Raw genomic sequence first — 21,956 nt, 5'->3', positions numbered from 1 at the left:
CACCAGGAATAGTCCGGATTAATTTCCCGGCGCACAATAAAATAAAACCCACAGGCCCTCGCCTGCGGGAAATACGTTAACTTATTTTCTCCAGCATCAAACCAGCACGTAATCCCAACGCCACGCCGGGGTTGGGAAATAGCACGTATTCCACGTCATGCGTAACCATAAAACGCTCATCGCCATCTTCCGCCAGCAGCGTGCCTGCGGTAAACGGGGTAAAGTTGAGCGTCTGGCTGTCCATGTGCAGCACAAACGCATCGCTGCGCCGGGTGATCTGTGACGCCACCCGGTAGCGGACAGGCGGAGTGCCATCGGCCTGGTCAATTTGCCCCGTCAGTAAACAGGTCAGTGCGGCAGAGGTCGGAGCGAACTGGCGAAGATCGTTGTGACCGAAAGGCAACGCTTTGCCCAACTCCAGCGTACAGGCGAGCGCGCCGAAGTGTTCTGCGCTGAAGTGGGTAAAGGTGCCTCCGGGCGTTTGATGGAACACCAGCGCTTCCAGCCCTGCGGCGCCCAGCCAACCGAGAAACGCCTCATCCCAGGGGACTGGCCGTTGAGGCAACACGCCAAAGCGCAAATGGTGAGAGCCGCGAATGGCAGTGTGCAGATCCAGATGCCAGCGAATCGACTCCGTGCCCGTCGCAAAGAACTCTTCCAGACCGTGCTCAAGTTGACGTGCGCGCTGCGTCTCGCCGCTTTCGGCAAACAGCTGCCAGCGTCCGCCAAACATCCGGTTCATATCGCTGTGGCAGTAACGTTTCCCGTCTGCCAGCGCCTGTGGATTGCCGAGGATCACCAGCAGTCGCCAGCGCAGCGTTATCTCCCCTTTCGACAGCGCCCTCAGCAGCGCATTAAGTATCTCCACCGGCGCGGTTTCGTTGCCATGAATACCGGCGGAGATCACCAGTGCGCGATCGGTTGCGATGACGGGCGTAAGTTCGAGAATACCGGCATCAACCCAGCGCCAGCGAAAGCCCTCCTTCTCACCTTCCCGGACTGTCGGCATCGAACCTGCCAGCGTGACGGCGAGGAAATCATCCATGCCCGCCTCCCGATTGCTGGAACGGATAAACAGAACCAAGCTGCAACAGTTGGGTCAGCGTATCCAGCGCGTCGCGCCCTTCACGCAGCAGTTGCGGGTCGGCGAGATCCGCCGCGGTCAGGCGGTCGCGATAGTAGCGATCCACCCAGTCATTAAGTGCATTAAACAGAACGTCATTCATCATCACGGCCGGATTGACCGCCTGATATTCCTCTGCGGTTAACACCACCCGTAACCGCAGACAGGCAGGCCCTCCGCCATTTGACATACTTTCGCGCAGGTCAAATACCCGCATGTCGCGAATTGGGTTATCGGCTTCCAGCAGGTTCGTCAGATAACGCCACACGCCCGCGTGTTCGCGGCACTCCTGTGGCAGAACCAGCATCATCGAGCCGTCATCCCGGCTCAGCAGCTGGCTGTTAAACAGATACGTCGCGACCGCATCCGGCACCGACACGTCAGCCGCCGGCACCACAATAGGCGTAAAGCCTGGCACCCGTGCGCGCAGTTGATTCATGACCTCGTTCTGTTTCGCAAAGGACTGCTCATGGCAGAACAGCACTTCCCGGTTCGAGACCGCAATCACATCGTTGTGAAACACGCCGAGGTCGATGACGTCCGGGTGCTGCTGGGCAAAAATACACTGCTGTGGATTCACCTGATTCAGGCGGGCCACGGCCTCGCTGGCCTCACGGGTTTGACGCGCCGGATAGCGTGAAGGCCGCGTATTACCGCCCTCTTCACGCCCGTAGACAAAGAGCTGCGTCCCCGGCTCGCCATACTCTGCGCCGAGGCGATTATGGTTAGCCGCCCCTTCATCGCCGAGCATCGCCACCTGCGGCAATGCTGAATGCACCGCGAAATAGCGTTCGTCGCGGAAAATCGCCCGCAGCAACGCCTCTGTGGTGGGCGCTTCGATTGAACGGTGGAACTTGTTATTGAGGTTGGCGACCGTCAGATGCACTTTGCCATCCAGCGTATCCGCCGACGGAGCAACCGTCGCCGCGTTTGCCACCCACATCGGCGATGCGGAACTGACGCTGGAGAGCCAGTGCGGCGCTTGACGCGCCACTTTCTCGATCACCTGCTCATCGCTACCGCTAAACCCCAACTGGCGTAATGCCGGAATAAACGGCCGCTCGTGCGGCGGGATCACCGCCTGCGGGTACCCCGCATCCGCCAGCGCCTTCATCTTAAGCAACCCCTGCTTCGCCGCCAGACGCGGGTTCGAAACCTGAAAGCGATGACGGGTGGACGCCTCGTTACCGAACGATAACCCGGCATAATGGTGCGTCAGCCCCACCAGTCCATCAAAGTTAACCTCGCGTGCTTTCATACGGATGCCTCACGCGAGAAGTCGAGGCCCGGACTCAGCGTTGCTGGCAACGTCAACGCCGGGGATTCCAGACTCGCCATCGGCCAGGCGCAATAATCGGCGGCATACCAGGCGCTGGCGCGATGGTTTCCGGAAGCCCCTATGCCACCAAACGGCGCGGTACTGGCGGCACCGGTAAGCGGCTTGTTCCAGTTGACGATCCCCGCACGCGCCTCCAGCAGTAGCTGGTCGAACTGCGCACGATCGGGCGAGACCAGTCCACAGGAAAGTCCAAAGCGGGTGTTGTTGGCCATCGCGATCGCTTCGTCGAAGCGTTCATAACGCCAGACGCCAAGCAGCGGACCAAAGACCTCCTCATCGGGAAGATTCGCCACGCCCGTCAGCTCAATAATGCCCGGCGATAACAACGAGGTGCCAGCCTGTAGCAGGCGCGGTGCCAGCAGCGTCTGTCCGCCAAGCGACTCAAGCTGAAGCCAGGCGTCAAAGACATGACGCGCCGCCTGTTCGGAGATAAGCCCACCAATGAACGGTTGCGGCTCATCGTCCCAGCGACCTGGCTGGATGCGCTGGCTGACGTCCACCAGCCGCGCGAGAAACGCATCGCCCTGCGCGCCTTTCTTCACCAGCAGCCGACGTGCGCAGGTACAGCGCTGCCCGGCCGTGACAAACGCGGACTGAATAGTCAGGTGTACCGCCGCATCGATATCCGCCGGATCCTCAATAATCAACGGGTTGTTGCCGCCCATTTCGAGGGCAAGGATTTTTTCCGGCTGTCCGGCAAGCTGACGATGCAACTGATAGCCCGTATTCGCGCTGCCGGTAAACAGCAGTCCGTCGAGGGCGTCCAGCGCGCTCAGCGCCTGTCCCGTTTCACGGCCGCCCTGCAACAGATTCAGCACCCCATGCGGTAGACCGGCCTGTTCCCAGAGTCGAGTCACCGCGTCTGCGGTCCACGGCGTCAGTTCGCTGGGCTTAAAGAGTAAGGTGTTGCCCGCCAGCAGCGCTGGCACAATGTGCCCGTTCGGCAGGTGTCCCGGAAAGTTATACGGGCCAAACACCGCCAGCACGCCATGCGGACGGTGGCGAAGCGTCGCCGCGCCGTCGGGCAACTCACTCAGTTGCTCGCCGGTGCGGGCATGATACGCCTTAACGGAAATGGCGATTTTGTTAGTCATCGCCGTCACTTCCGTCGCTGCTTCCCAGCGCGGCTTGCCGGTTTCGCGGGCAATAATGGCGGTCAGTTCGGCTTTATTGTTCTCCAGTAATCCGGCAAATTTTTCGACAATCGCCTGGCGTTCGCTGAAGGGACGTCGGGCCCAGGCCGGAAAAGCCGCGCGCGCGGCACGGGCCGCCTGCATCACCTGCGCGGCATCGGCATCATGGCCTTCCCAGAGCACGTCACCCTGTACCGGATCTGTTTTCACCCGATGTTCACCCTGACCGGTCACCCAGTCGCCGTTAATCCATAAAGTCATACCGTTTTCTCCTCAGCGCAGAGACGGACAAAGCGAACCCGATCTCCCGCGTGACATTTCAGGGCATCCAGTTGTGCGGCGGTCAGCACCAGACGTTGTGTATTCGGGTCGGCGCGTACCAGCATGACGCGGAAGTGGCGGTAGTTCTCATTCGCCACCAGGCAGGCCGGAAAATCACCGGTCGCAGGCTGCCCTTCGGCAACCTCTATCAACCGACTTTTACGGATCGCCCGTACCCGGTCGATGTCACATTCCAGCGTCGGACCGCCGTCGAAGATGTCAATGTAATTGCGATAGCGGAATCCTTCTTTCTCCAGTACGGCGCGCGCCGGGGCGGTTTGCGGATGAACTTCGCCAATCACCGCCTGCGCCTCGTCGGAGAGAAAGTGGGTATAAATCGGATGCTTCGGCATCAGTTCAGCAATAAACGCTTTCTGCCCGGTACCGCAGAGAAAATCGGCGCGGGAAAATTCCATCGAGAAAAAGCGTTTCCCCAGGCTTTGCCAGAACGGAGAATAGCCGTGCTCGTCGATCACGCCTCGCATTTCCGCGACCACCTTTTCATTAAAGTGGTCGCGAAACGCCGCCATAAACATGAAGCGCGATTTGGACAGCAGGTAGCCGTTGCCCTCTTTGCGCCAGTCGGGGTCGAGGAACAGCGTGCACAGTTCGCTGCTGCCCGTGTGATCGTTACTGAGAAACAGCGTCGGCAGCGCGTTATAGACGTTCAGCTCTTTTGAGGCATGCACCTGCGTTCCGACGCGATAGTTGTACCAGGGATCGTTAAGCCCCACGGCGACTTCAATCGCGCAAATCCCCGCCACGGTGCCGGTGTCCAGATCCTCCAGCACAAAGACATAACCCTGTTCACTTTTCGGCAATTCGCCCTGCCAGGTTTTCAGGGAACGATCGATACGCGCCGCCAGCGTGGCTTCATTGGCCGGTAGCGAAGTCAGTCCGCCGCCGGTTTTACTGGCCAGTTGCATCAGCGCGCCGATATCGCCGTGCTCAATGGGACGGATCACCATCATGATGAACCTCCGGCGGTAATTTGTTCGCAGGCAAGCGCAAAACGGTCAAGACCGGTCGCCACCTCTTCCTGGGTGACGTTCAGCGCCGGAGCGAAGCGCACCACGTTGCCCCCGGCAATCAGCACCATCACGCCCGCTTTCGCGGCTTCCTGGGAGATCTGTTTGGCTTTGCCGGCAAACTTATCGTTCAGTACACAGCCAATCAGCAGTCCCAGCCCGCGAATTTCACTGAACACTCCGGTATGCAGATTAATGACATTCAGACGCTCCACGAACCAGTCATGGCGCTGTTTCACGCCGTTCAGCATCGCGGGCGTATTGACGATATCGAGTAATTTCCCGGCGACGGCGGTTGCCAGTGGGTTACCGCCATAGGTGGTGCCGTGGGTTCCGACAGTCATGACGCTGGCGCATTTCTCACTGGCCAGCAGTGCGCCGATAGGGAAGCCGCCGCCCAGCGCCTTGGCGGTGGTCAGGAGATCCGGCGTAACGCCGTAGTGCATGTAGGCATACAGCTCACCGGTACGGCCCACGCCAGTCTGCACTTCATCAAAAATCAGCAGCGCATTATGTCGATCGCACAGCTCTCGCAGCCCTTGCAGGAAGGCCTGGGTTGCAGGCAGCACGCCGCCTTCCCCCTGCATGGGTTCGACGATGACCGCGCAGGTGGTATCGTCAATCAGCGTGCTGGCAGAGTTAATATCGTTATAAACGGCGTGACGGATCTCCGGCGGCAACGGCGCGAAATCCTGCGAATAGGCGGGTTGTCCCCCGGCGCTGACGGTGAACAGCGTGCGACCGTGAAAGGCATTCTTAAATGCCACAATGCCGCTTTTATTGCTGCCATGGTGGTCGTGGGCATATTTGCGCGCCAGTTTCAGCGCCGCCTCGTTGGCTTCGGCACCGGAGTTGCAGAAGAAGATGCGATCGGCAAAGGTGGCGTCGATTAACTTTTTCGCCAGTCGCAGCGCCGGTTCGTTGGTGTAGCCGTTGCCGGTATGCCAGAACTTGCTCGCCTGGTTATTCAGTGCGTCGCGCAATTCTGGATGCGCGTGTCCCAGCGCATTTACCGCAATGCCCCCCGCGAAGTCGATATACTCTTTACCCTGCTGATCCCACAAGCGTGAACCTTCGCCACGAACCGGAATAAAAGGCGCCGGTGCATAAACGGGCATCATCCATTCATCAAAATTTTCACGCGTAATTGACTGAGACATAGCGACCTCATTGGTGAATAAAAAGTTATTTATATGTTAATTAATAGTAGTGTTTGCGCTGTAAATGTAGATTGCAGTCTTCATGCCAGCCAGCGGAAAAAATGCATAAACGGTTGTCAGCAACGGGAAATCAACGAGTTATAACCCAACGATATTCACTAAGTGTGCATATAAAGTGAATATGTTTGCATGAAAGAGGAGTAATTAGAGGAAAAACCGCAATATTATGCACAGACCAAATATAATTCTGGAAATGTGATCCTATACGAAATTTACAGGAAATTTCTGCGCCATGGTGACGCAATCTGCCCTAAAACAGGGCAAAGGTTGCCCCATTGTTAACACCATTCGCACTCATTGCCGGAATCTCACCATTATGAGCAGTCAGCTTGCGGAAATTCTGCTACCATCCATGCACTATTCATCCAGCAAAGTGGCAGCGACTATGAAATTTGTCTCTTTTAATATCAACGGCCTGCGCGCCAGACCTCATCAACTGGAAGCCATCGTCGAAAAACACCAACCCGATGTTATTGGCCTACAGGAGACAAAAGTTCACGACGACATGTTCCCGCTCGAAGATGTCGCAAAACTCGGCTACAACGTTTTCTATCACGGTCAGAAAGGCCACTATGGCGTGGCGCTGCTGACCAAAGAGACACCCATCGCCGTGCGTCGGGGTTTTCCCGGTGATGGCGAAGAAGCACAGCGGCGCATCATCATGGCGGAGATCCCTTCTCCGCTGGGCAACCTGACGGTGATCAACGGCTATTTCCCGCAGGGCGAAAGCCGTGACCATCCGATTAAATTTCCGGCCAAAGCGCAGTTTTATCAGAACTTACAACACTATCTCGACAACGAACTCAAGCGCGACAACCCGGTGCTGATCATGGGGGATATGAATATCAGCCCGTCCGATCTGGACATCGGCATTGGCGAAGAGAACCGCAAGCGCTGGCTGCGCACCGGCAAATGTTCGTTCCTGCCGGAAGAGCGTGAATGGATGGACCGCCTGCTGGGCTGGGGGCTGGTTGACATCTTCCGCCACGCACACCCGGAATCCGCCGACAAATTCTCGTGGTTTGATTACCGCTCGAAGGGGTTCGATGATAACCGTGGTCTGCGTATCGATCTGTTGCTGGCAAGCAATCCGCTCGCGGAGCGCTGTGTGGAAACCGGTATTGACTATGACATTCGCAGTATGGAAAAACCGTCTGACCATGCGCCGGTGTGGGCAACGTTTAAGGTTTGATGCTCACTCGTGAACGCCAGAAAGCTGGGGTTAACAGGCGTACTGATCCTCTGTCTCGTCGGGGTGCTCTGGACGTTGCCCCCCGGTCTGCTCACTCTGGAGACGCTTAAGCACCATCATTCACTGCTGGCGGACTGGCAGCGCCAGTCCCCTTTTCTTAGCGCAAGTCTCTATTTTCTGCTCTATACCGCTATCGCGGCGCTGTCGATTCCTGGCGCGGCGCTGCTGACGCTGCTCGGCGGCGCGCTGTTTGGCCTCTGGCAAGGTACGTTGCTGGTCTCTTTTTCGTCAACTCTGGGCGCGACGCTCGCCATGCTGACCAGTCGCTATCTGCTGCGTGACTGGGTGTCGCGGCGTTTTTCCCGGCACATGGCAACGGTGAATCACGGGATGGCGCGAGACGGCGCCTTTTATCTCTTTGCGCTCCGCCTGATGCCGCTGTTGCCGTTCGTTGTCGTCAACCTGCTGGCAGGTCTCACCGCCGTCGGCGTGCGCCGTTACTGGTGGGTCAGCCAGTTGGGGATGCTGCCTGCCACCGTGGTTTATCTGAATGCCGGACGTCAGTTAAGCCAGTTAACATCGATACGCGACATCATCTCTCCCGCGATGCTGGCCGCGTTTGCCCTGTTGGGATTATTACCGCTGGCCTCCCGTTGGCTGGTAACACGTTTTTTTCAGGAGTAACCATGCGTTGGGGATTACTATTCGCGGGCCTGTTGCTGACCGCTCAGAGCTACGCCGGACAGAACTGGCAGCAGATCAAAGATGAGGCCAAAGGCCAGACCGTCTGGTTCAACGCCTGGGGCGGCGACACCGCCATTAACCAGTACCTTGACTGGGTCAGCGGCGAGATGAAAACCCACTACGGCGTTGATCTTAAAATCGTGCGCCTCGCCGATGCGGCTGACGCCGTGAAGCGTATCCAGACGGAAGCCGCCGCCGGGCGGAAAACCGGCGGTTCTGTCGACCTGCTGTGGGTCAACGGTGAAAACTTCCGCACGTTGAAAGAGGCGGGATTGTTGCAGACCCAGTGGGCGGAAACGCTGCCCAACTGGCGCTATGTTGATACGCAAAAACCGGTACGTGAAGATTTCTCCATTGCCACTGACGGGGCTGAATCTCCGTGGGGCGGCGCGCAGTTGACGTTTATCGCGGACAGCAACCTGACGCCACAGCCGCCGCAGAGTCCGCAGGCGCTGTTGGCATTTGCCCAGGCGCATCCGGGCACCGTCAGCTACCCGCGTCCGCCGGACTTTACCGGCACGGCGTTTCTGGAGCAGTTATTGATCTCGCTGACTGACTCTGCGCACGCGCTCACCGTCGCACCAGACGCCGCCACTTTCGCCCGGGTGACCGCGCCGCTGTGGCGCTACCTTGACGCGCTGCATCCAACGCTGTGGCGCGAAGGCAAGGATTTCCCGCCATCTCCGGCGCGGATGGACGCGTTGCTCAACAGCGGGACGCTACGCCTGTCGCTAACCTTTAACCCCGCACACGCTCAGCAAAAAGTCGCCAGCGGTGAATTGCCAAAAAGCAGCTACAGCTTTGGCTTTAGCGAAGGAATGATTGGCAACGTTCACTTTGTCACCATTCCGGCTAACGCCCGCGCCAGCGCCGGGGCGAAGCTTACCGCCAACTTCCTGCTCTCGCCTGACGCACAGTTGCGTAAAGCCGACCCGACATTCTGGGGCGATCCGTCGGTACTGGATGCGAAAAAACTGCCAGCCGCGCAGCAGGCGGCGCTGGAAGCTCGCATCCCGAACGGACTGCCCGCCGTCCTGCCAGAGCCTCATGCGGCCTGGGTTAATCTGCTGGAGCAAGAATGGCTGCGCCGCTACGGCTCGCGCTAATGCTTCTGGCCTGGCTGTGCATGGCGGCGATTTACGCGCCATTGCTGCCAGCCAGCGTATTGCTGATAACACCCGCGCTGTCGCTGGCGAACTGGCAGGCGCTTTTTGCCGATCCCCAGTTGCCGCAGGCGCTGCTGGCCACCGTGGTTTCGGTGTTCATCGCCGCCGCTGGCGCGCTGTTTATTGCGCTATCCATTGTAGTGGCGACCTGGCCTGGCGTGCGCTGGCGGCGGCTGAGTACCCGCCTGCCGTGGCTGTTAGCCATTCCCCATGTCGCGTTTGCCAGCGCCGCGCTGCTGCTCTTCGCCGAAGGTGGGCTGCTCTGGCACGCGCTGCCGTTTCTCTCTCCCGCGCTCGATCGCTACGGCATTGGGCCTGGCGTGACGCTGGCGGTGAAAGAGAGCGCCTTCGTGCTGTGGGTTTTGTCGATTTTACTGAGTGAGAAACGGCTCGCTCAGCAGGTCATCGTCCTGGATTCGATGGGCTACAGCCGTCGACAGGCGCTCTGCTGGTTGTTATTGCCCGCCATCGCCCCCGGACTGGGCATCGTGATGCTGGCCGTGGTGGCGTGGACGATTTCGGTGGTCGATGTTGCCATTATCCTGGGTCCCGGCAACCCGCCGACGCTGGCGGTTCTCTCCTGGCAATGGCTTAGTCAGGGGGACAGTGAACAGCAGATCAAAGGCGCGCTGGCGAGCCTGCTTTTGCTGGCACTACTCGCCCTCTTTATCCTCGCAGGCTACCTGCTCTGGCGCCGTTGGCGACGCACGCTTCCCGACATCAGCGGCGTGCGTCAACACCGTATTCCGCTCGTGACGGGAAAAACGCTGTCGCTGTCGCTACCCGCAACGGGCGTGCTGTGCACGCTATTATTGGCCGTTCTTGCGCGGCAATCTACGCTCAATCTCGAGGCGTTAACCCACAGCGTCATGGCGGGACTGGCCGCCAGCGCGCTGGGGTTAGTCATTTTGCTGCTATGGCTGGAATGGGGACCGCAGCGCGGACATCATTGGATCTGGCTGCCGATCCTCCTTCCGGCGTTGCCGCTGGTGATGGGGCAATATGCGCTGGCGCTGCACCTTGAACTGGACGGTCAGTTCGCCACGCTCATCTGGGGGCATTTGCTGTGGGTTGTACCGTGGATGTTGTTCGTCCTGAAACCGGCCTGGCAACGTATCGATCCCCGTTTGCTGCTGATTGCCCGGACGCTGGGCTGGTCGCCGATGAAAATCTTTTGCACCGTTAAATGCCCGCAGATGTTACGTCCTGCACTGGTGGCGCTGGCGGTGGGGTTCTCCGTCAGTATCGCGCAGTATATGCCGACACTCTGGCTGGGCGCAGGCCGCTTCCCGACGCTGACGACGGAAGCGGTCGCTCTCAGCAGCGGCGGCAGCACCGGCATCCTGGCCGCGCAGGCGCTCTGGCAACTGCTGTTACCGCTGTTGGTGTTCGCGCTGATGGCCGGGCTTTCATCATGGGTCGGCCACCGCCGACAAGGATTGCGCTAATGCTCACCGTTCGCCATCTTACCCTGTCCCTTAACCAAACCCCGCTGTTTGGCCCGTTAACCTTCGATGTGGCAAAAGGTGACATTGTCACATTGATGGGCCCCTCCGGCTGCGGCAAGTCTTCACTGCTTTCCTGGATGGTGGGTGCTCTGACATCGCCACTGCACGCCAGCGGCGAACTGTGGCGGGATGAGCAACGTCTGGATGTGCTCCCGACGACCCAACGCCAGACCGGCATTTTATTTCAGGATGCCCTGCTGTTTGATCACTTTACGGTGGGACAAAACCTGATGCTGGCGCTGCCCGCCAGTCTGAAAGGCGCGGCGCGCCGGGATGCGGTTGATCGCGCGCTTGAACGCGCGGGCATGGCGGGTTTCTCTTCTCGCGATCCCGCGACGTTATCCGGCGGTCAGCGCGCGCGGGTTGCGCTGCTGCGCGCCCTGCTGGCGCAGCCCAGAACGTTGCTGCTGGATGAACCGTTCAGCCGTCTTGATACTGACAGGCGGGCAGACTTTCGCCAGTGGGTCTTTGACGAAGTGCGTCGGCTGGACATTCCTGTCGTTCAGGTAACCCATGACGCGCAGGATGTTCCGCCGGGAGGCCACGTTTTGCAATTATCGCCCGCGTCGTGAAACTGCGGACATACTGCGTTAACGCAAAGTTTTTCAACTACAGCGAGCACAGAATGACGCCTTCTTATCTCAACGTCGGGCAATTCGATGAAACGTGTTTCTCAAATGACCGCGCTGGCACTGGCTTTAGGGCTCGCTTGCGCTTCCACCTGGGCTGCTGATATGGCGCAGGCGCTCAACTTCAAACAACTGGCGCAAAAACAGGGTACGGCAATCGATACCCGCCCAAGCGCGTTCTACAATGGCTGGCCGCAGTCAGTAAACGGCCCTTCCGGACATGAACCCGCCGCCCTGAACCTCTCCGCACGCTGGCTCGACAACATGAGCGACGAACAGCTCAACACCTGGATCCAGCAGCATCAACTGAATGCTGACGCCCCTGTCGCGCTGTATGGCAACGACAGCGACGTGCAGGCGGTGAAAAGTCGACTGCAAAACGCGGGACTGAGACAGGTTGCCACGCTGAGCGATGCGCTACAGGATCCGGCGCGTCTGCAACGACTGCCGCATTTCGAACAACTGGTTTACCCGCTGTGGCTGCATGACCTGCAACAGGGTAAAGAGGTGACCGCAAAACCCGCCGGTGACTGGAAAGTGATCGAAGCTGCCTGGGGCGCGCCGAAGTTTTATCTGCTCAACCATATTCCGGGTGCGGATTACATCGACACCAATGAAGTAGAAAGCGAACCGCTGTGGAACAAAGTCTCCGACGCCAGTCTACAGGCGATGCTGGCGAAACACGGCATCCGTCACGACACCACGGTTATCCTGTACGGTCGCGATGTTTACGCGGCGGCACGGGTGGCGCAAATCATGCTGTATGCCGGGGTGAAAGACGTTCGCCTGCTCGACGGTGGCTGGCAGACCTGGTCCGATGCCGGGTTGCCGGTCGAGCGCGGTACGCCCGCGAAGGTTAAACCGGAGCCCGATTTTGGCGTGACCATTCCGGCTCAGCCACAGTTGATGCTTGATATGGAGCAGGCTCGCGGGCTGTTGCACCGTCAGGATGCGTCGCTGGTCAGTATTCGCTCCTGGCCGGAATTTATTGGCACCACCAGCGGTTACAGCTACATCAAGCCAAAAGGTGAAATTGCCGGCGCGCGCTGGGGACATGCCGGCAGCGACTCAACGCATATGGAAGATTTCCATAACCCGGACGGCACCATGCGCAGCGCGGAAGATATCGCCGGAATGTGGAAGCAGTGGCACATTCTGCCGGACCAGCAGGTCGCCTTTTACTGTGGCACCGGCTGGCGCGCGTCAGAGACGTTTATGTACGCCCGGGCGATGGGCTGGAAAAATGTCTCAGTGTATGACGGCGGCTGGTACGAGTGGAGCAGCGATCCGAAAAACCCAGTGTCCACAGGCGAACGCGGCCCGGACAGCAGCAAATAATCTCACCCATTCTGACGCTGAAGCCCTTTCAGCGTCAGATAGCCACTCCAGACGCGCGTCATCGTCGTCATCCAGCACAGCGCGCCGAAGATCCACGCCAGCACGGCAAAGTACGTCGGGAAAAGGCAGCCGAGCACAAAGAGTGCGATCGTTTCCGTTCCCTCGGTCAATCCGCCCAGATAGTAAAACGACTTATGCGCGTAGCCGGGGTTATCAATATTGTGCTTTGCGGCAAGCGCAGCGAAGGCGAGAAAACTGCTGCCGGTGCCGATAAACGCAAACAACAGCCAGCTTCCCGCCAGCGCATTATGTTGCGGATCGGCCAGAATGAAGCCAAACGGCACCAGCGCGTAAAACAAGAAATCGAGTGCGATATCAAGAAAGCCGCCCGCGTCGGTGAGTCCGCGGCGCCGCGCCAGCGCGCCGTCAAGACCATCCAGCAGTCGGTTCAGAACAATCACCACCAGCGCGGCCAGATACCAGCCCAGGGCCAGAAACGGCAACGCCAGCACGCCGAGGGCAAAGCCAACGAGCGTCAGCCCGTCCGGGGAAATCCCCGGCCTGTCGAGCACGCCCGCACAGCGGTGGAGCAGCGGTTTAAGCCGCGGATGCAGATGCCTGTCAAGCACGCGGCACTCCTTTGAGACTGTCGCACAGCCCCTGTGAGGGAATATCCAGCGCGGCGTTGAAACGCGCCGAGAGGTTCTGGAAGGCCAGCAGCGCGGTCATCTCACTGATGACGTCATCGCTGAAATACTGCTTCATTTGCGCTTTCAGGGCATCGTCTACCTGCGGCGGCGTGGCGGTCACGGCGTCAGCATAGGCCAGCGCAATGCGCTCTTCTGGCGTAAAAAGCGACGATGCCTGCCAGTTCGCCACCGCCAGCACTTTTTCCATCGCGCCACAGCGCTCTGCCAGGCGCAGGCTGTTGGCATCCACGCAGAATGCGCAGTGGCAGACCTGCGACACGCGCGTCATCAGCAGCGCCCGCATCACCGGCGTCAGACGGGCGCGTTTACGTTCGAGAAACCCCACAAACAGCGCCACCAGCCAGAACAAAAACGGCATCCGTCCCCACCAGCGCGTTGGATGTAAGACCTCGCCGTAGTGTTTTTTTTGCGTCATCACGAGTGGGCTAAGCGAGGCAGAAAGGCGGGTCAGCGGTGCTACCCACGATTGCGGATCGTTCAAGGGAGACTCCTGGGACTTCAGGTCAATCAAAGATGACGATAGTATGTCACTTTCTGCTGTTGAACATTGACGAATATGATGAAAACCCTCGACGTTGTTGCCGCGATTATTGAGCGTGATGGCAAGATTTTGCTCGCCCAACGCCCGCCACAGGCGGACCAGGCGGGATTATGGGAATTTGCCGGAGGCAAGGTGGAAGCGGGCGAAACGCAGCCGCAGGCGCTGGTCCGCGAACTGCGTGAAGAGTTAGGAATTGAAGCCACGGTGGGACGCTATATTGCCAGCCATCAGCGTGAAGTCTCCGGGCGGATGATTCATCTGCATGCCTGGCATGTCCCCACATTCAGCGGAGAGGTAATGGCGCATGCGCACCAGCAACTGGTGTGGTGCGAACCGCAGGCCGCGCTGGACTATCCGCTCGCCCCCGCCGATGTTCCTCTGCTTAACGCCTTTATGATTTTACGCGGCGCCAGACCAGCGGATTCGTGCTGATCGTTTTCTCATCGCGCTGACACTGCAACAGCACGCCATCGGCTTTAATCACCGCCCCTTCGGAATAATTCTGATCCTGATAAATGCAGCACTGATTACAGGGCTGCGCGCGCTGTCCGCCGGAACTGAAGACCTCCGGCGGCACGTTCACCTGAACATCAGGGCGAATATTTTGATTCGCCAGAGTGGATAAAGACAGTGTCATCAGCGCTGCCGCCATCGCAATTAAACGCATAGGGTTTCCTTATTATTCCGGGACTGTTCTCAGTATAACGGTAACCCACGCGGGAAACTTTACTCTCTTGCATCATCGCTTTTTGTTATGACAGCCGTTTCGTTATTAATTTGTCTGGCACCGGCATTTTTTTCTTGCTATCCGTCACATTCCTGGTGGTATAGTCAAAATCTGCAAATGCACTTAATACAAACAACATAAATACAACCACATTAAAATATAAGAGGTTTTTATATCTATGGATCAGACACGCTCTCTGGAATCATTCCTCAACCATGTCCAAAAGCGCGACCCGAATCAAACCGAGTTCGCGCAAGCCGTCCGTGAAGTCATGACCACCCTGTGGCCGTTCATTGAGCAAAACCCGCGTTATCGTGAAATGTCGTTGCTGGAACGGTTGGTTGAGCCAGAGCGTGTGATTCAGTTCCGCGTCGTGTGGCTGGACGATCGTAACCAGGTCCAGGTTAACCGCGCATGGCGTGTACAGTTCAACTCGGCGATTGGCCCGTACAAAGGCGGGATGCGCTTCCACCCTTCCGTTAACCTGTCGATCCTGAAGTTCCTCGGCTTTGAGCAAACCTTCAAGAATGCGCTGACCACCCTGCCGATGGGCGGGGGTAAAGGTGGTAGCGATTTCGACCCGAAAGGGAAAAGCGAAGGCGAAGTGATGCGTTTCTGTCAGGCGCTGATGACTGAACTGTATCGTCATCTGGGTCCGGATACTGACGTTCCTGCCGGTGATATCGGCGTGGGCGGTCGTGAAGTGGGCTTTATGGCCGGGATGATGCGTAAGCTCTCCAACAACAGCGGCTGTGTGTTTACCGGCAAAGGACTCTCCTTCGGCGGCAGCCTTATCCGTCCGGAAGCAACCGGTTACGGTCTGGTCTACTTCACCGAAGCGATGCTCAAGCGTCATGGTCTGGGCTTTGAAGGGATGCGCGTGGCGATTTCTGGCTCCGGCAACGTGGCGCAGTTTGCCATCGAAAAAGCAATGGAATTTGGCGCGCGCGTGGTGACGGCCTCCGACTCCAGCGGCACCGTCGTGGACGAGAGCGGCTTTACGAAAGAGAAACTGGCGCGTCTTTGTGAAATCAAAGCCAGCCGCGACGGTCGCGTGGCAGACTACGCCCGTGAGTTTGGCCTGACCTATCTGGAAGGCAAACAACCATGGTCAGTGCCGGTCGATATCGCCCTGCCGTGCGCCACGCAGAACGAACTCGATGTCGACGCCGCCCGTCAGCTTATCGCCAATGGCGTGAAAGCGGTGGCGGAAGGGGCAAACATGCCGACGACCATCGAAGCGACCGACCTGTTCCTCGAAGCCGGCGTGCTGTTTGCACCGGGCAAAGCGGCGAACGCCGGTGGCGTTGCCACCTCCGGTCTGGAAATGGCGCAGAACGCGGCGCGTCTGAGCTGGAAGGCTGAAAAAGTGGATGCCCGTCTGCACCACATCATGCTTGATATTCACCATGCCTGCGTCGAGTACGGCGGCGAAAGCAAGCAGACCAACTATGTCCGTGGGGCGAACATCTCAGCCTTCGTGAAGATTGCCGACGCCATGTTTGGCCAGGGTGTGATTTAATTCATCGTAGCCCTTGCGTATTACAAGCCCGCCTCTGCTGATGGCGGGCTTTTTTTCGCCGCGCGTTTGCGGGGCGCGCTTTTTTTCTTCTCGCCGTCGCCACCGCCTGGCGCCACAATGCCACGGAAGCGGCGTACCGGCGTGCTTCGCGCCTGATCGATCAGTTGATACAGCGTCCCCACCAGCGGCTGCATAAAATCCTGGTAGCGGCACTGCTTTTCGCTGATTTGCGTCAGTATCGACTCCCAGTGAGCGGTCATGTCCGGACGGGTCGCCATCTCCGGCAGCGAGTGGAACAGCGCTTTTCCGGCATCGGTGGAGTGAATATAGCGCCCTTTTTTGATCAGAAAGCCGCGTTTAAACAGCAGTTCAATGATCCCGGCACGTGTGGCTTCGGTGCCCAGCCCATCCGTTGCGCGGAGGATCTTTTTCAGATCTTTATCCTGCACGAAACGCGCAATCCCGGTCATCGCCGACAGCAGTGTGGCATCGGTAAAGTGGCGCGGCGGCTGGGTCTGGCGTTCAACGACCTCGCCTTTTTCACACAACAGTTCATCGTCTTTCGCCACCACCGGCAGCGGCGTGCCGTCGTTCTCTTCATCACGCTCTTTACTGCCGAGCAGCGTCCGCCAGCCCGCTTCTGCGAGGAACCGGGCTTTGGCGACAAATTTACCCTTTGCGATGTCCAGTTCAATCACGCATTTACGGAACACCGCATCCGGGCAGAACTGCATCAGGTACTGACGGGCTACCAGGTTGTACACCTTCGCTTCGTTCTCCGTCAGATTGATGCTGTTACTGCGCGCGGTAGGGATAATGGCGTGGTGCGCATCGACCTTTTTGTCATCCCAGCAGCGATTGCGGGTATCGGGATTCACCGCCGGTTGCGGCAGCAGATCCGGCGCATGCACGCCGATGGCGTTCATCACCGCATGACGTCCGGCAAAGTGCTCTTCCGGCAGATAGCGACAGTCAGAACGCGGATAGGTAATCAGTTTATGGGTTTCATACAGTTTCTGGCAGATATCGAGCACGTTCTGCGCGCTCAGACCAAAGCGCTTTGCCGCTTCAATCTGTAAGGCTGACAGCGAAAACGGCAGCGGCGCAGATTCGGATTCCCGTTTATCGTTATAGCTGGTGACAATCGCCGGCTGTCCGTTGATGCGGTTGACCACATGTTCCGCCAGCGGACGATGCAGTAACCGTCCCTCTTCATCCTGATACGGTTCGCACGCTTCGCTCGGCTGCCAGGTGGCGGTGAAGCGTTCATCCGCAGGGGTCACGATATGTGCTTTCACTTCAAAGAAATCTTTGGCAACGAAGTTTTCGATCTCTTCGTCACGGCGTACCACCAGTCCAAGCACCGGCGTCTGTACGCGCCCAACGGAGAGCACCCCCTGATAACCGGCGTTACGTCCGAGGATGGTATACGCACGGGTCATGTTGATGCCGTACAGCCAGTCCGCGCGGGCGCGAGCCAGCGCCGACACGCACAATGGCACAAATTCATTGTTTGAACGCAGGCGCTCAATGGCGCGTTCAACGGCCTGCGGGTTGAGATCGTTAATCAAACAACGCTGCACCTGATGGCGCTTTTCCGGTGCCAGTTGCAGGTAATCCAGCACCTCATCCACCAGCAGTTGCCCTTCGCGATCCGGGTCTCCCGCGTGGATAACCTCACTGGCCTCGTGCAGAAAGCGCTTGATCACGTTGAGCTGTTTGGTCACGGAAGGACGCGGCTGCAATTGCCACTTTTCCGGCACAATCGGCAGATCGGCCAGGTTCCAGCGCGCGTAACGACTGTCGTAAACATCGGGCTGCGCCTGCTCAAGCAGGTGACCGATACACCAGGTCACCACCTGACCGTTACCGCATTCAATAAAGCCATCGCCCTTGCGGTGCGGCTTTGGCAGCACATCGGCAATGGCGCGGGCCAGACTCGGCTTTTCGGCAATAAACAACCGCATCGAATTAACGGATCTCAACCATGGCGCGACCGCCACGGGCTTCAACCAGTTCGCCAATGGCGCTCATCTCAATACCAAACTCTGCGGCAGTCGCTTTGACTTCTTCTTCGGCCTCTGGCGTCACCGCCAGCAGCAGGCCGCCGGACGTTTGCGGATCGCACAGCAGCGCGCGCACCGCCTGCGGCATTTCACCCATCAGGTGTCCGTAGCTGGCAAAGTTACGCTCTGTGCCACCCGGCACGGCGCCCAGGCGGATGTACTCTTCCACGCCCGGCAGTTTAGGGATGTCCTGATAACAGATCTGCGCCTGTACGCCTGCGCCCTGGCACATCTCGCTGAGATGGCCCAGCAGACCAAAGCCGGTCACATCGGTCATGGCTTTCACACCGTCGATGTTGGCAAATGACGCCCCGGCAATGTTCATCCGGCACATCACTTCCGTTGCCAGCCCCTGATGTTCAGGTTTCAGCAGCGATTTTTTCTCTGCAGTGGTCAGCACGCCAATGCCCAACGGTTTGGTCAGGAACAGTTTACAGCCGGCATGGGCGGTACTGTTTTTCTTCACCCGTTCGGTGGGGACAATGCCGGTTACGGCCAGACCGAAGATCGGTTCCGGCGCGTCAATCGAGTGTCCGCCCGCCAGCGCAATACCCGCCTGACGGCAGGCAAAGCGTCCGCCTTCGGTCACTTCGCGGGCAATTTCCGGCGACAGCTTGCTGATAGGCCAGCCCAGGATCGCGATCGCCATAATCGGTTTGCCGCCCATCGCGAAAATATCGCTAATGGCGTTGGTCGCCGCAATGCGGCCAAAATCAAACGGATTATCGACAATCGGCATAAAGAAGTCGGTGGTACTGATGACGCTGGTGCCATTGCCCAGATCGTACACCGCCGCGTCGTCGCGGGTTTCATTTCCCACAAGCAGGTTCGGGTCGACAAACTTCGCCTGCTCGCTGTGCAGGATGGTTTCCAGCACTTTCGGGGAAATTTTACAACCGCAACCCGCTCCGTGGCTGTACTGCGTTAAACGAATAGCATGCTCGCTCATGGACATCTCCTGTCATTGCAATCGGGCTATGGTAGCGCTCATTCCATGATCTGATAAGAGAGAGTGTCCGAATTCCGGCGTCTTTGCTCAGAATCCAGACAGTTTTGCACAATTAACTAAAATTTCGTCACAAACGGCGCGGTATCCGGCACGCTGATGGTGGTGGAGGCTTTCAGTTGCGGTGTACCGAGGTAGAGGAAGCCGACGATCTTATCCTGCGGGCGACAGCCAAACGCGTCGCGCACCACCGGGCTGTCGGTTAACGCACCGCTACGCCAGATTCCGCCAAAGCCCTGCGCGATAGCCGCCATTTGCATCGCCATCACCGCGCAGCCTGCGGACATTTCCTGTTCCCAGACCGGGACCTTATGATTTTCGTCGCATTTCGCGACTACGGTGATGATAAGCGGCGCGCGAAACGGTGCGGTGCGCGCTTTTTCAATCCCTTTGTCATCGCTTCCGGCGGCAATCGCCCCCTTTTCCAGCACCGCGCTGAAGCGTTCGCGCCCTTCGCCTTCAATGACGAAGAAGTGCCACGGTTGCAGAGTCTTATGGTCCGGTGCGCGCATGCCCGCACGGAGAATATTTTGCAGTTGCTCACCGGCAGGTGCAGGCTCAGCCAGGCGAGAGGCGCTACGGCGGTTAACAAGTAATTCAAGTGCATCCATTTGGTTAACTCCTGTCAGGGTGAATATTCACAAAATTAACACGAGAGCAGATTTTGTTACAGCGTCGACGGTGATTCCTGCTGACAAGAGACGGCAGGGTCATTAGGATAGCCACATCTCACACACCTGACCCAGGTGTAGTATTTGTAACGGTAGGGAGAATACATGCGAACCCTGTGGCGATTCATTGCCGGTTTTTTTAAATGGACGTGGCGACTGCTTAATTTTGTCCGCGAGATGGTGCTTAACCTGTTCTTTATCTTCCTGATCCTGGTCGGTGTGGGAGTCTTGATGCAGGTCAGCAGCAATAACACCAGTGATAAAGTCGGTCGCGGTGCCCTGATGTTAGATATTTCCGGGGTGATCGTCGATAAACCGTCCAGCACCAGTCGTCTTGGCGTGCTCAGCCGTCAACTGCTGGGTGCCAGCTCCGACCGCCTGCAGGAAAACTCCCTGTTCGATATCGTCAATACCATTCGTCAGGCCAAAGACGATCGCAATATCACCGGTATTGTGATGGATCTGAAAAACTTCGCCGGCGCCGACCAGCCGTCAATGCAGTATATCGGCAAAGCGCTGCGTGAATTCCGCGACAGCGGAAAGCCGGTTTATGCCGTTGGCGATAACTTCAGTCAGGGTCAGTATTACCTCGCCAGTTTCGCCAATAAAATCTGGCTGTCGCCGCAGGGCTCCGTCGACATCCACGGTTTTGCCACCAACGGACTGTATTACAAATCCCTGCTGGATAAGCTGAAAGTGTCTACCCATGTGTTCCGCGTCGGTACTTATAAATCGGCCGTTGAGCCGTTTATTCGTGACGACATGTCGCCTGCGGCGCGGGAAGCGGACAGCCGCTGGATTGGCGAGCTGTGGCAGAACTACCTGAATACCATTGCCGCCAATCGTCAAATCCCGGCTGAGCAGGTCTTCCCTGGCGCACAGGGGGTTCTGGATGCGCTAACGAAAGCCGATGGTGATACGGCGAAGTACGCGCTCGACAGCAAACTGGTCGACGCCCTGCTTTCCAGCGCTGAAGTGGAAAAAGCCCTGACCAAACAGTTTGGCTGGAGCAAGGCCGAGAATAACTATCGCGCGATCAGCTACTACGACTATACGCTCAATCCGCCGGCGGATACGGGCAGCTCCATTGGCGTCGTGTTTGCTAACGGTGCGATCATGGATGGTGAAGAAACGCCGGGGAACGTTGGCGGAGATACCACCGCCTCGCAAATTCGCGATGCGCGTCTGGATCCAAAAGTGAAAGCCATTGTCCTGCGCGTCAACAGCCCTGGCGGCAGCGTGACGGCCTCGGAAGTGATTCGTTCGGAACTGGCCGCTGCGCGCGCTGCCGGTAAACCGGTGGTGGTATCGATGGGCGGAATGGCAGCCTCTGGCGGTTACTGGATCTCCACGCCAGCCAGCTACATTGTCGCCAACCCGAGCACACTGACCGGTTCGATTGGTATCTTCGGGGTGATTAACACCGTCGAAAATAGCCTCGATTCGATTGGTGTGCACACCGACGGCGTCGCCACCTCACCGCTGGCCGATATTTCGCTGACCAAAGCCCTGCCGCCGGAAGCACAGCAAATGATGCAACTGAGCATTGAGAATGGCTATAAGCGCTTTATCACCCTGGTGGCGCAGGCGCGTAAATCTACGCCTGAGCAAATTGATAAGATCGCGCAGGGCCACGTCTGGACCGGTCAGGACGCCAAAGCGAACGGTCTGGTCGATAGCCTGGGCGACTTCGACGATGCGGTCGCTAAAGCGGCTGAACTGGCGAAACTCAAAGCGTGGCATATCGACTATTATCAGGATGAGCCGACCTTCTTCGATATGGTTATGGACGGCATGTCAGGCTCCGTTCGCGCCATGCTGCCGCAGGCGATTCAGGCAATGCTCCCTGCGCCGCTGGCCTCAGCGGCCAGTACGATCAAGGCGGAAGGCGATAAGCTCGCCGCGTTCAACGATCCGCAAAACCGTTATGCGTTCTGTCTGACCTGCGCTAACGTGCGTTAATCCTCAATCC

At 58.2% G+C, this 21,956-nt stretch carries 20 protein-coding genes; 9 read left to right on the top strand and 11 right to left on the bottom strand.

Going from position 1 to position 21,956, the window contains the following annotated elements; translation table 11 throughout:
- Window positions 1-76 precede the first annotated feature (76 nt).
- Genes astE through F384_RS05910 form a run of 5 tightly spaced genes read right to left on the bottom strand, consistent with a single transcriptional unit; the run spans window position 77 to window position 6,104 of the window.
- Window positions 77-1,045 (bottom strand): succinylglutamate desuccinylase, encoded by a 969-nt coding sequence (gene astE, locus F384_RS05930; RefSeq protein WP_046479695.1) that lies wholly within the window; start codon window positions 1,043-1,045, stop codon window positions 77-79.
- Window positions 1,038-2,381, bottom strand: coding sequence for an N-succinylarginine dihydrolase (gene astB, locus F384_RS05925; protein ID WP_046479694.1), 1,344 nt, complete (start codon window positions 2,379-2,381; stop codon window positions 1,038-1,040). Before astB ends, astE begins: the two co-directional genes overlap by 8 nt.
- Complete coding sequence (gene astD, locus F384_RS05920; RefSeq protein ID WP_046479692.1) at window positions 2,378-3,856, bottom strand: succinylglutamate-semialdehyde dehydrogenase; 1,479 nt, start codon at window positions 3,854-3,856, stop codon at window positions 2,378-2,380. The genes astB and astD overlap by 4 nt, the downstream gene beginning before the upstream one ends.
- On the bottom strand, window positions 3,853-4,887 hold the full coding sequence (astA, locus tag F384_RS05915; RefSeq protein ID WP_046479690.1) for an arginine N-succinyltransferase: 1,035 nt from the start codon (window positions 4,885-4,887) through the stop codon (window positions 3,853-3,855). Before astA ends, astD begins: the two co-directional genes overlap by 4 nt.
- The gene (locus F384_RS05910) at window positions 4,884-6,104 is read right to left on the bottom strand and encodes an aspartate aminotransferase family protein (RefSeq protein WP_046479689.1); all 1,221 of its coding nucleotides are present in this window, start codon (window positions 6,102-6,104) and stop codon (window positions 4,884-4,886) included. Before F384_RS05910 ends, astA begins: the two co-directional genes overlap by 4 nt.
- Before the next feature lie 445 nt (window positions 6,105-6,549).
- On the opposite strand from F384_RS05910, the gene xthA reads away from it, so the two are divergent.
- The 6 genes from xthA to F384_RS05880 all read left to right on the top strand — a co-directional run bounded on the left by xthA (window position 6,550) and on the right by F384_RS05880 (window position 12,741).
- Window positions 6,550-7,356 (top strand): exodeoxyribonuclease III, encoded by an 807-nt coding sequence (xthA, locus tag F384_RS05905; protein ID WP_046497803.1) that lies wholly within the window; start codon window positions 6,550-6,552, stop codon window positions 7,354-7,356.
- Window positions 7,357-7,365: 9 nt separating this feature from the next.
- Complete coding sequence (locus F384_RS05900) at window positions 7,366-8,040, top strand: TVP38/TMEM64 family protein (protein WP_046479688.1); 675 nt, start codon at window positions 7,366-7,368, stop codon at window positions 8,038-8,040.
- A 2-nt stretch (window positions 8,041-8,042) separates the two neighbouring features.
- On the top strand, window positions 8,043-9,206 hold the full coding sequence (locus F384_RS05895) for an ABC transporter substrate-binding protein (RefSeq protein ID WP_046479686.1): 1,164 nt from the start codon (window positions 8,043-8,045) through the stop codon (window positions 9,204-9,206).
- The gene (locus F384_RS05890) at window positions 9,179-10,714 is read left to right on the top strand and encodes an ABC transporter permease subunit (protein ID WP_046479685.1); all 1,536 of its coding nucleotides are present in this window, start codon (window positions 9,179-9,181) and stop codon (window positions 10,712-10,714) included. Before F384_RS05895 ends, F384_RS05890 begins: the two co-directional genes overlap by 28 nt.
- Window positions 10,714-11,346, top strand: coding sequence for an ATP-binding cassette domain-containing protein (locus F384_RS05885; RefSeq protein ID WP_046479683.1), 633 nt, complete (start codon window positions 10,714-10,716; stop codon window positions 11,344-11,346). Before F384_RS05890 ends, F384_RS05885 begins: the two co-directional genes overlap by 1 nt.
- A gap of 87 nt (window positions 11,347-11,433) precedes the next feature.
- On the top strand, window positions 11,434-12,741 hold the full coding sequence (locus tag F384_RS05880) for a sulfurtransferase (RefSeq protein WP_046479682.1): 1,308 nt from the start codon (window positions 11,434-11,436) through the stop codon (window positions 12,739-12,741).
- A gap of 2 nt (window positions 12,742-12,743) precedes the next feature.
- Here F384_RS05880 and F384_RS05875 read toward each other — a convergent pair whose 3' ends face one another.
- Window positions 12,744-13,370 carry a CDP-alcohol phosphatidyltransferase family protein gene (locus tag F384_RS05875; protein WP_046479680.1) on the bottom strand — a complete coding sequence of 209 codons (627 nt, stop codon included), beginning with the start codon at window positions 13,368-13,370 and terminating at the stop codon, window positions 12,744-12,746.
- A complete protein-coding gene (locus tag F384_RS05870; RefSeq protein WP_046479678.1) occupies window positions 13,363-13,932 on the bottom strand; it encodes a carboxymuconolactone decarboxylase family protein in 570 nt (189 codons plus the stop codon). The genes F384_RS05875 and F384_RS05870 overlap by 8 nt, the downstream gene beginning before the upstream one ends.
- Before the next feature lie 78 nt (window positions 13,933-14,010).
- Here F384_RS05870 and F384_RS05865 point away from each other — a divergent pair, with 78 nt between their 5' ends.
- On the top strand, window positions 14,011-14,424 hold the full coding sequence (locus F384_RS05865) for a pyrimidine (deoxy)nucleoside triphosphate diphosphatase (protein ID WP_046479677.1): 414 nt from the start codon (window positions 14,011-14,013) through the stop codon (window positions 14,422-14,424).
- On the opposite strand, the gene F384_RS05860 is transcribed toward F384_RS05865, so the two are convergent.
- Window positions 14,384-14,644 (bottom strand): YnjH family protein, encoded by a 261-nt coding sequence (locus tag F384_RS05860; protein WP_193388318.1) that lies wholly within the window; start codon window positions 14,642-14,644, stop codon window positions 14,384-14,386. The two genes, F384_RS05865 and F384_RS05860, sit on opposite strands and share 41 nt — an antisense overlap.
- Before the next feature lie 253 nt (window positions 14,645-14,897).
- Between F384_RS05860 and gdhA the strand changes: the two genes are divergently transcribed.
- Window positions 14,898-16,241, top strand: a complete 1,344-nt coding sequence (gdhA, locus tag F384_RS05855) for an NADP-specific glutamate dehydrogenase (protein ID WP_046479674.1) — start codon at window positions 14,898-14,900, stop codon at window positions 16,239-16,241.
- Window positions 16,242-16,261: 20 nt separating this feature from the next.
- Here the strand turns inward: gdhA and topB are convergent, their stop codons facing one another.
- The 3 genes from topB to F384_RS05840 form a co-directional block, all read right to left on the bottom strand.
- Window positions 16,262-18,208 (bottom strand): DNA topoisomerase III, encoded by a 1,947-nt coding sequence (gene topB, locus F384_RS05850; RefSeq protein ID WP_046479673.1) that lies wholly within the window; start codon window positions 18,206-18,208, stop codon window positions 16,262-16,264.
- Between the two features lie 4 nt (window positions 18,209-18,212).
- Window positions 18,213-19,256 carry a selenide, water dikinase SelD gene (gene selD, locus F384_RS05845; protein WP_046479671.1) on the bottom strand — a complete coding sequence of 348 codons (1,044 nt, stop codon included), beginning with the start codon at window positions 19,254-19,256 and terminating at the stop codon, window positions 18,213-18,215.
- A 116-nt stretch (window positions 19,257-19,372) separates the two neighbouring features.
- On the bottom strand, window positions 19,373-19,924 hold the full coding sequence (locus tag F384_RS05840; RefSeq protein WP_046479670.1) for an NAD(P)H nitroreductase: 552 nt from the start codon (window positions 19,922-19,924) through the stop codon (window positions 19,373-19,375).
- 165 nt (window positions 19,925-20,089) lie between these two features.
- Between F384_RS05840 and sppA the strand changes: the two genes are divergently transcribed.
- A complete protein-coding gene (gene sppA, locus F384_RS05835) occupies window positions 20,090-21,946 on the top strand; it encodes a signal peptide peptidase SppA (RefSeq protein WP_046479668.1) in 1,857 nt (618 codons plus the stop codon).
- The last annotated feature ends 10 nt before the right edge of the window (window positions 21,947-21,956 follow it).

Source organism: Citrobacter amalonaticus Y19, from assembly GCF_000981805.1.
Classification (GTDB): domain Bacteria; phylum Pseudomonadota; class Gammaproteobacteria; order Enterobacterales; family Enterobacteriaceae; genus Citrobacter_A; species Citrobacter_A amalonaticus_C.
The sequence above is the reverse complement of the archived record's forward strand: the minus strand, read 5'-3'. Positions and strand labels throughout refer to the sequence as shown.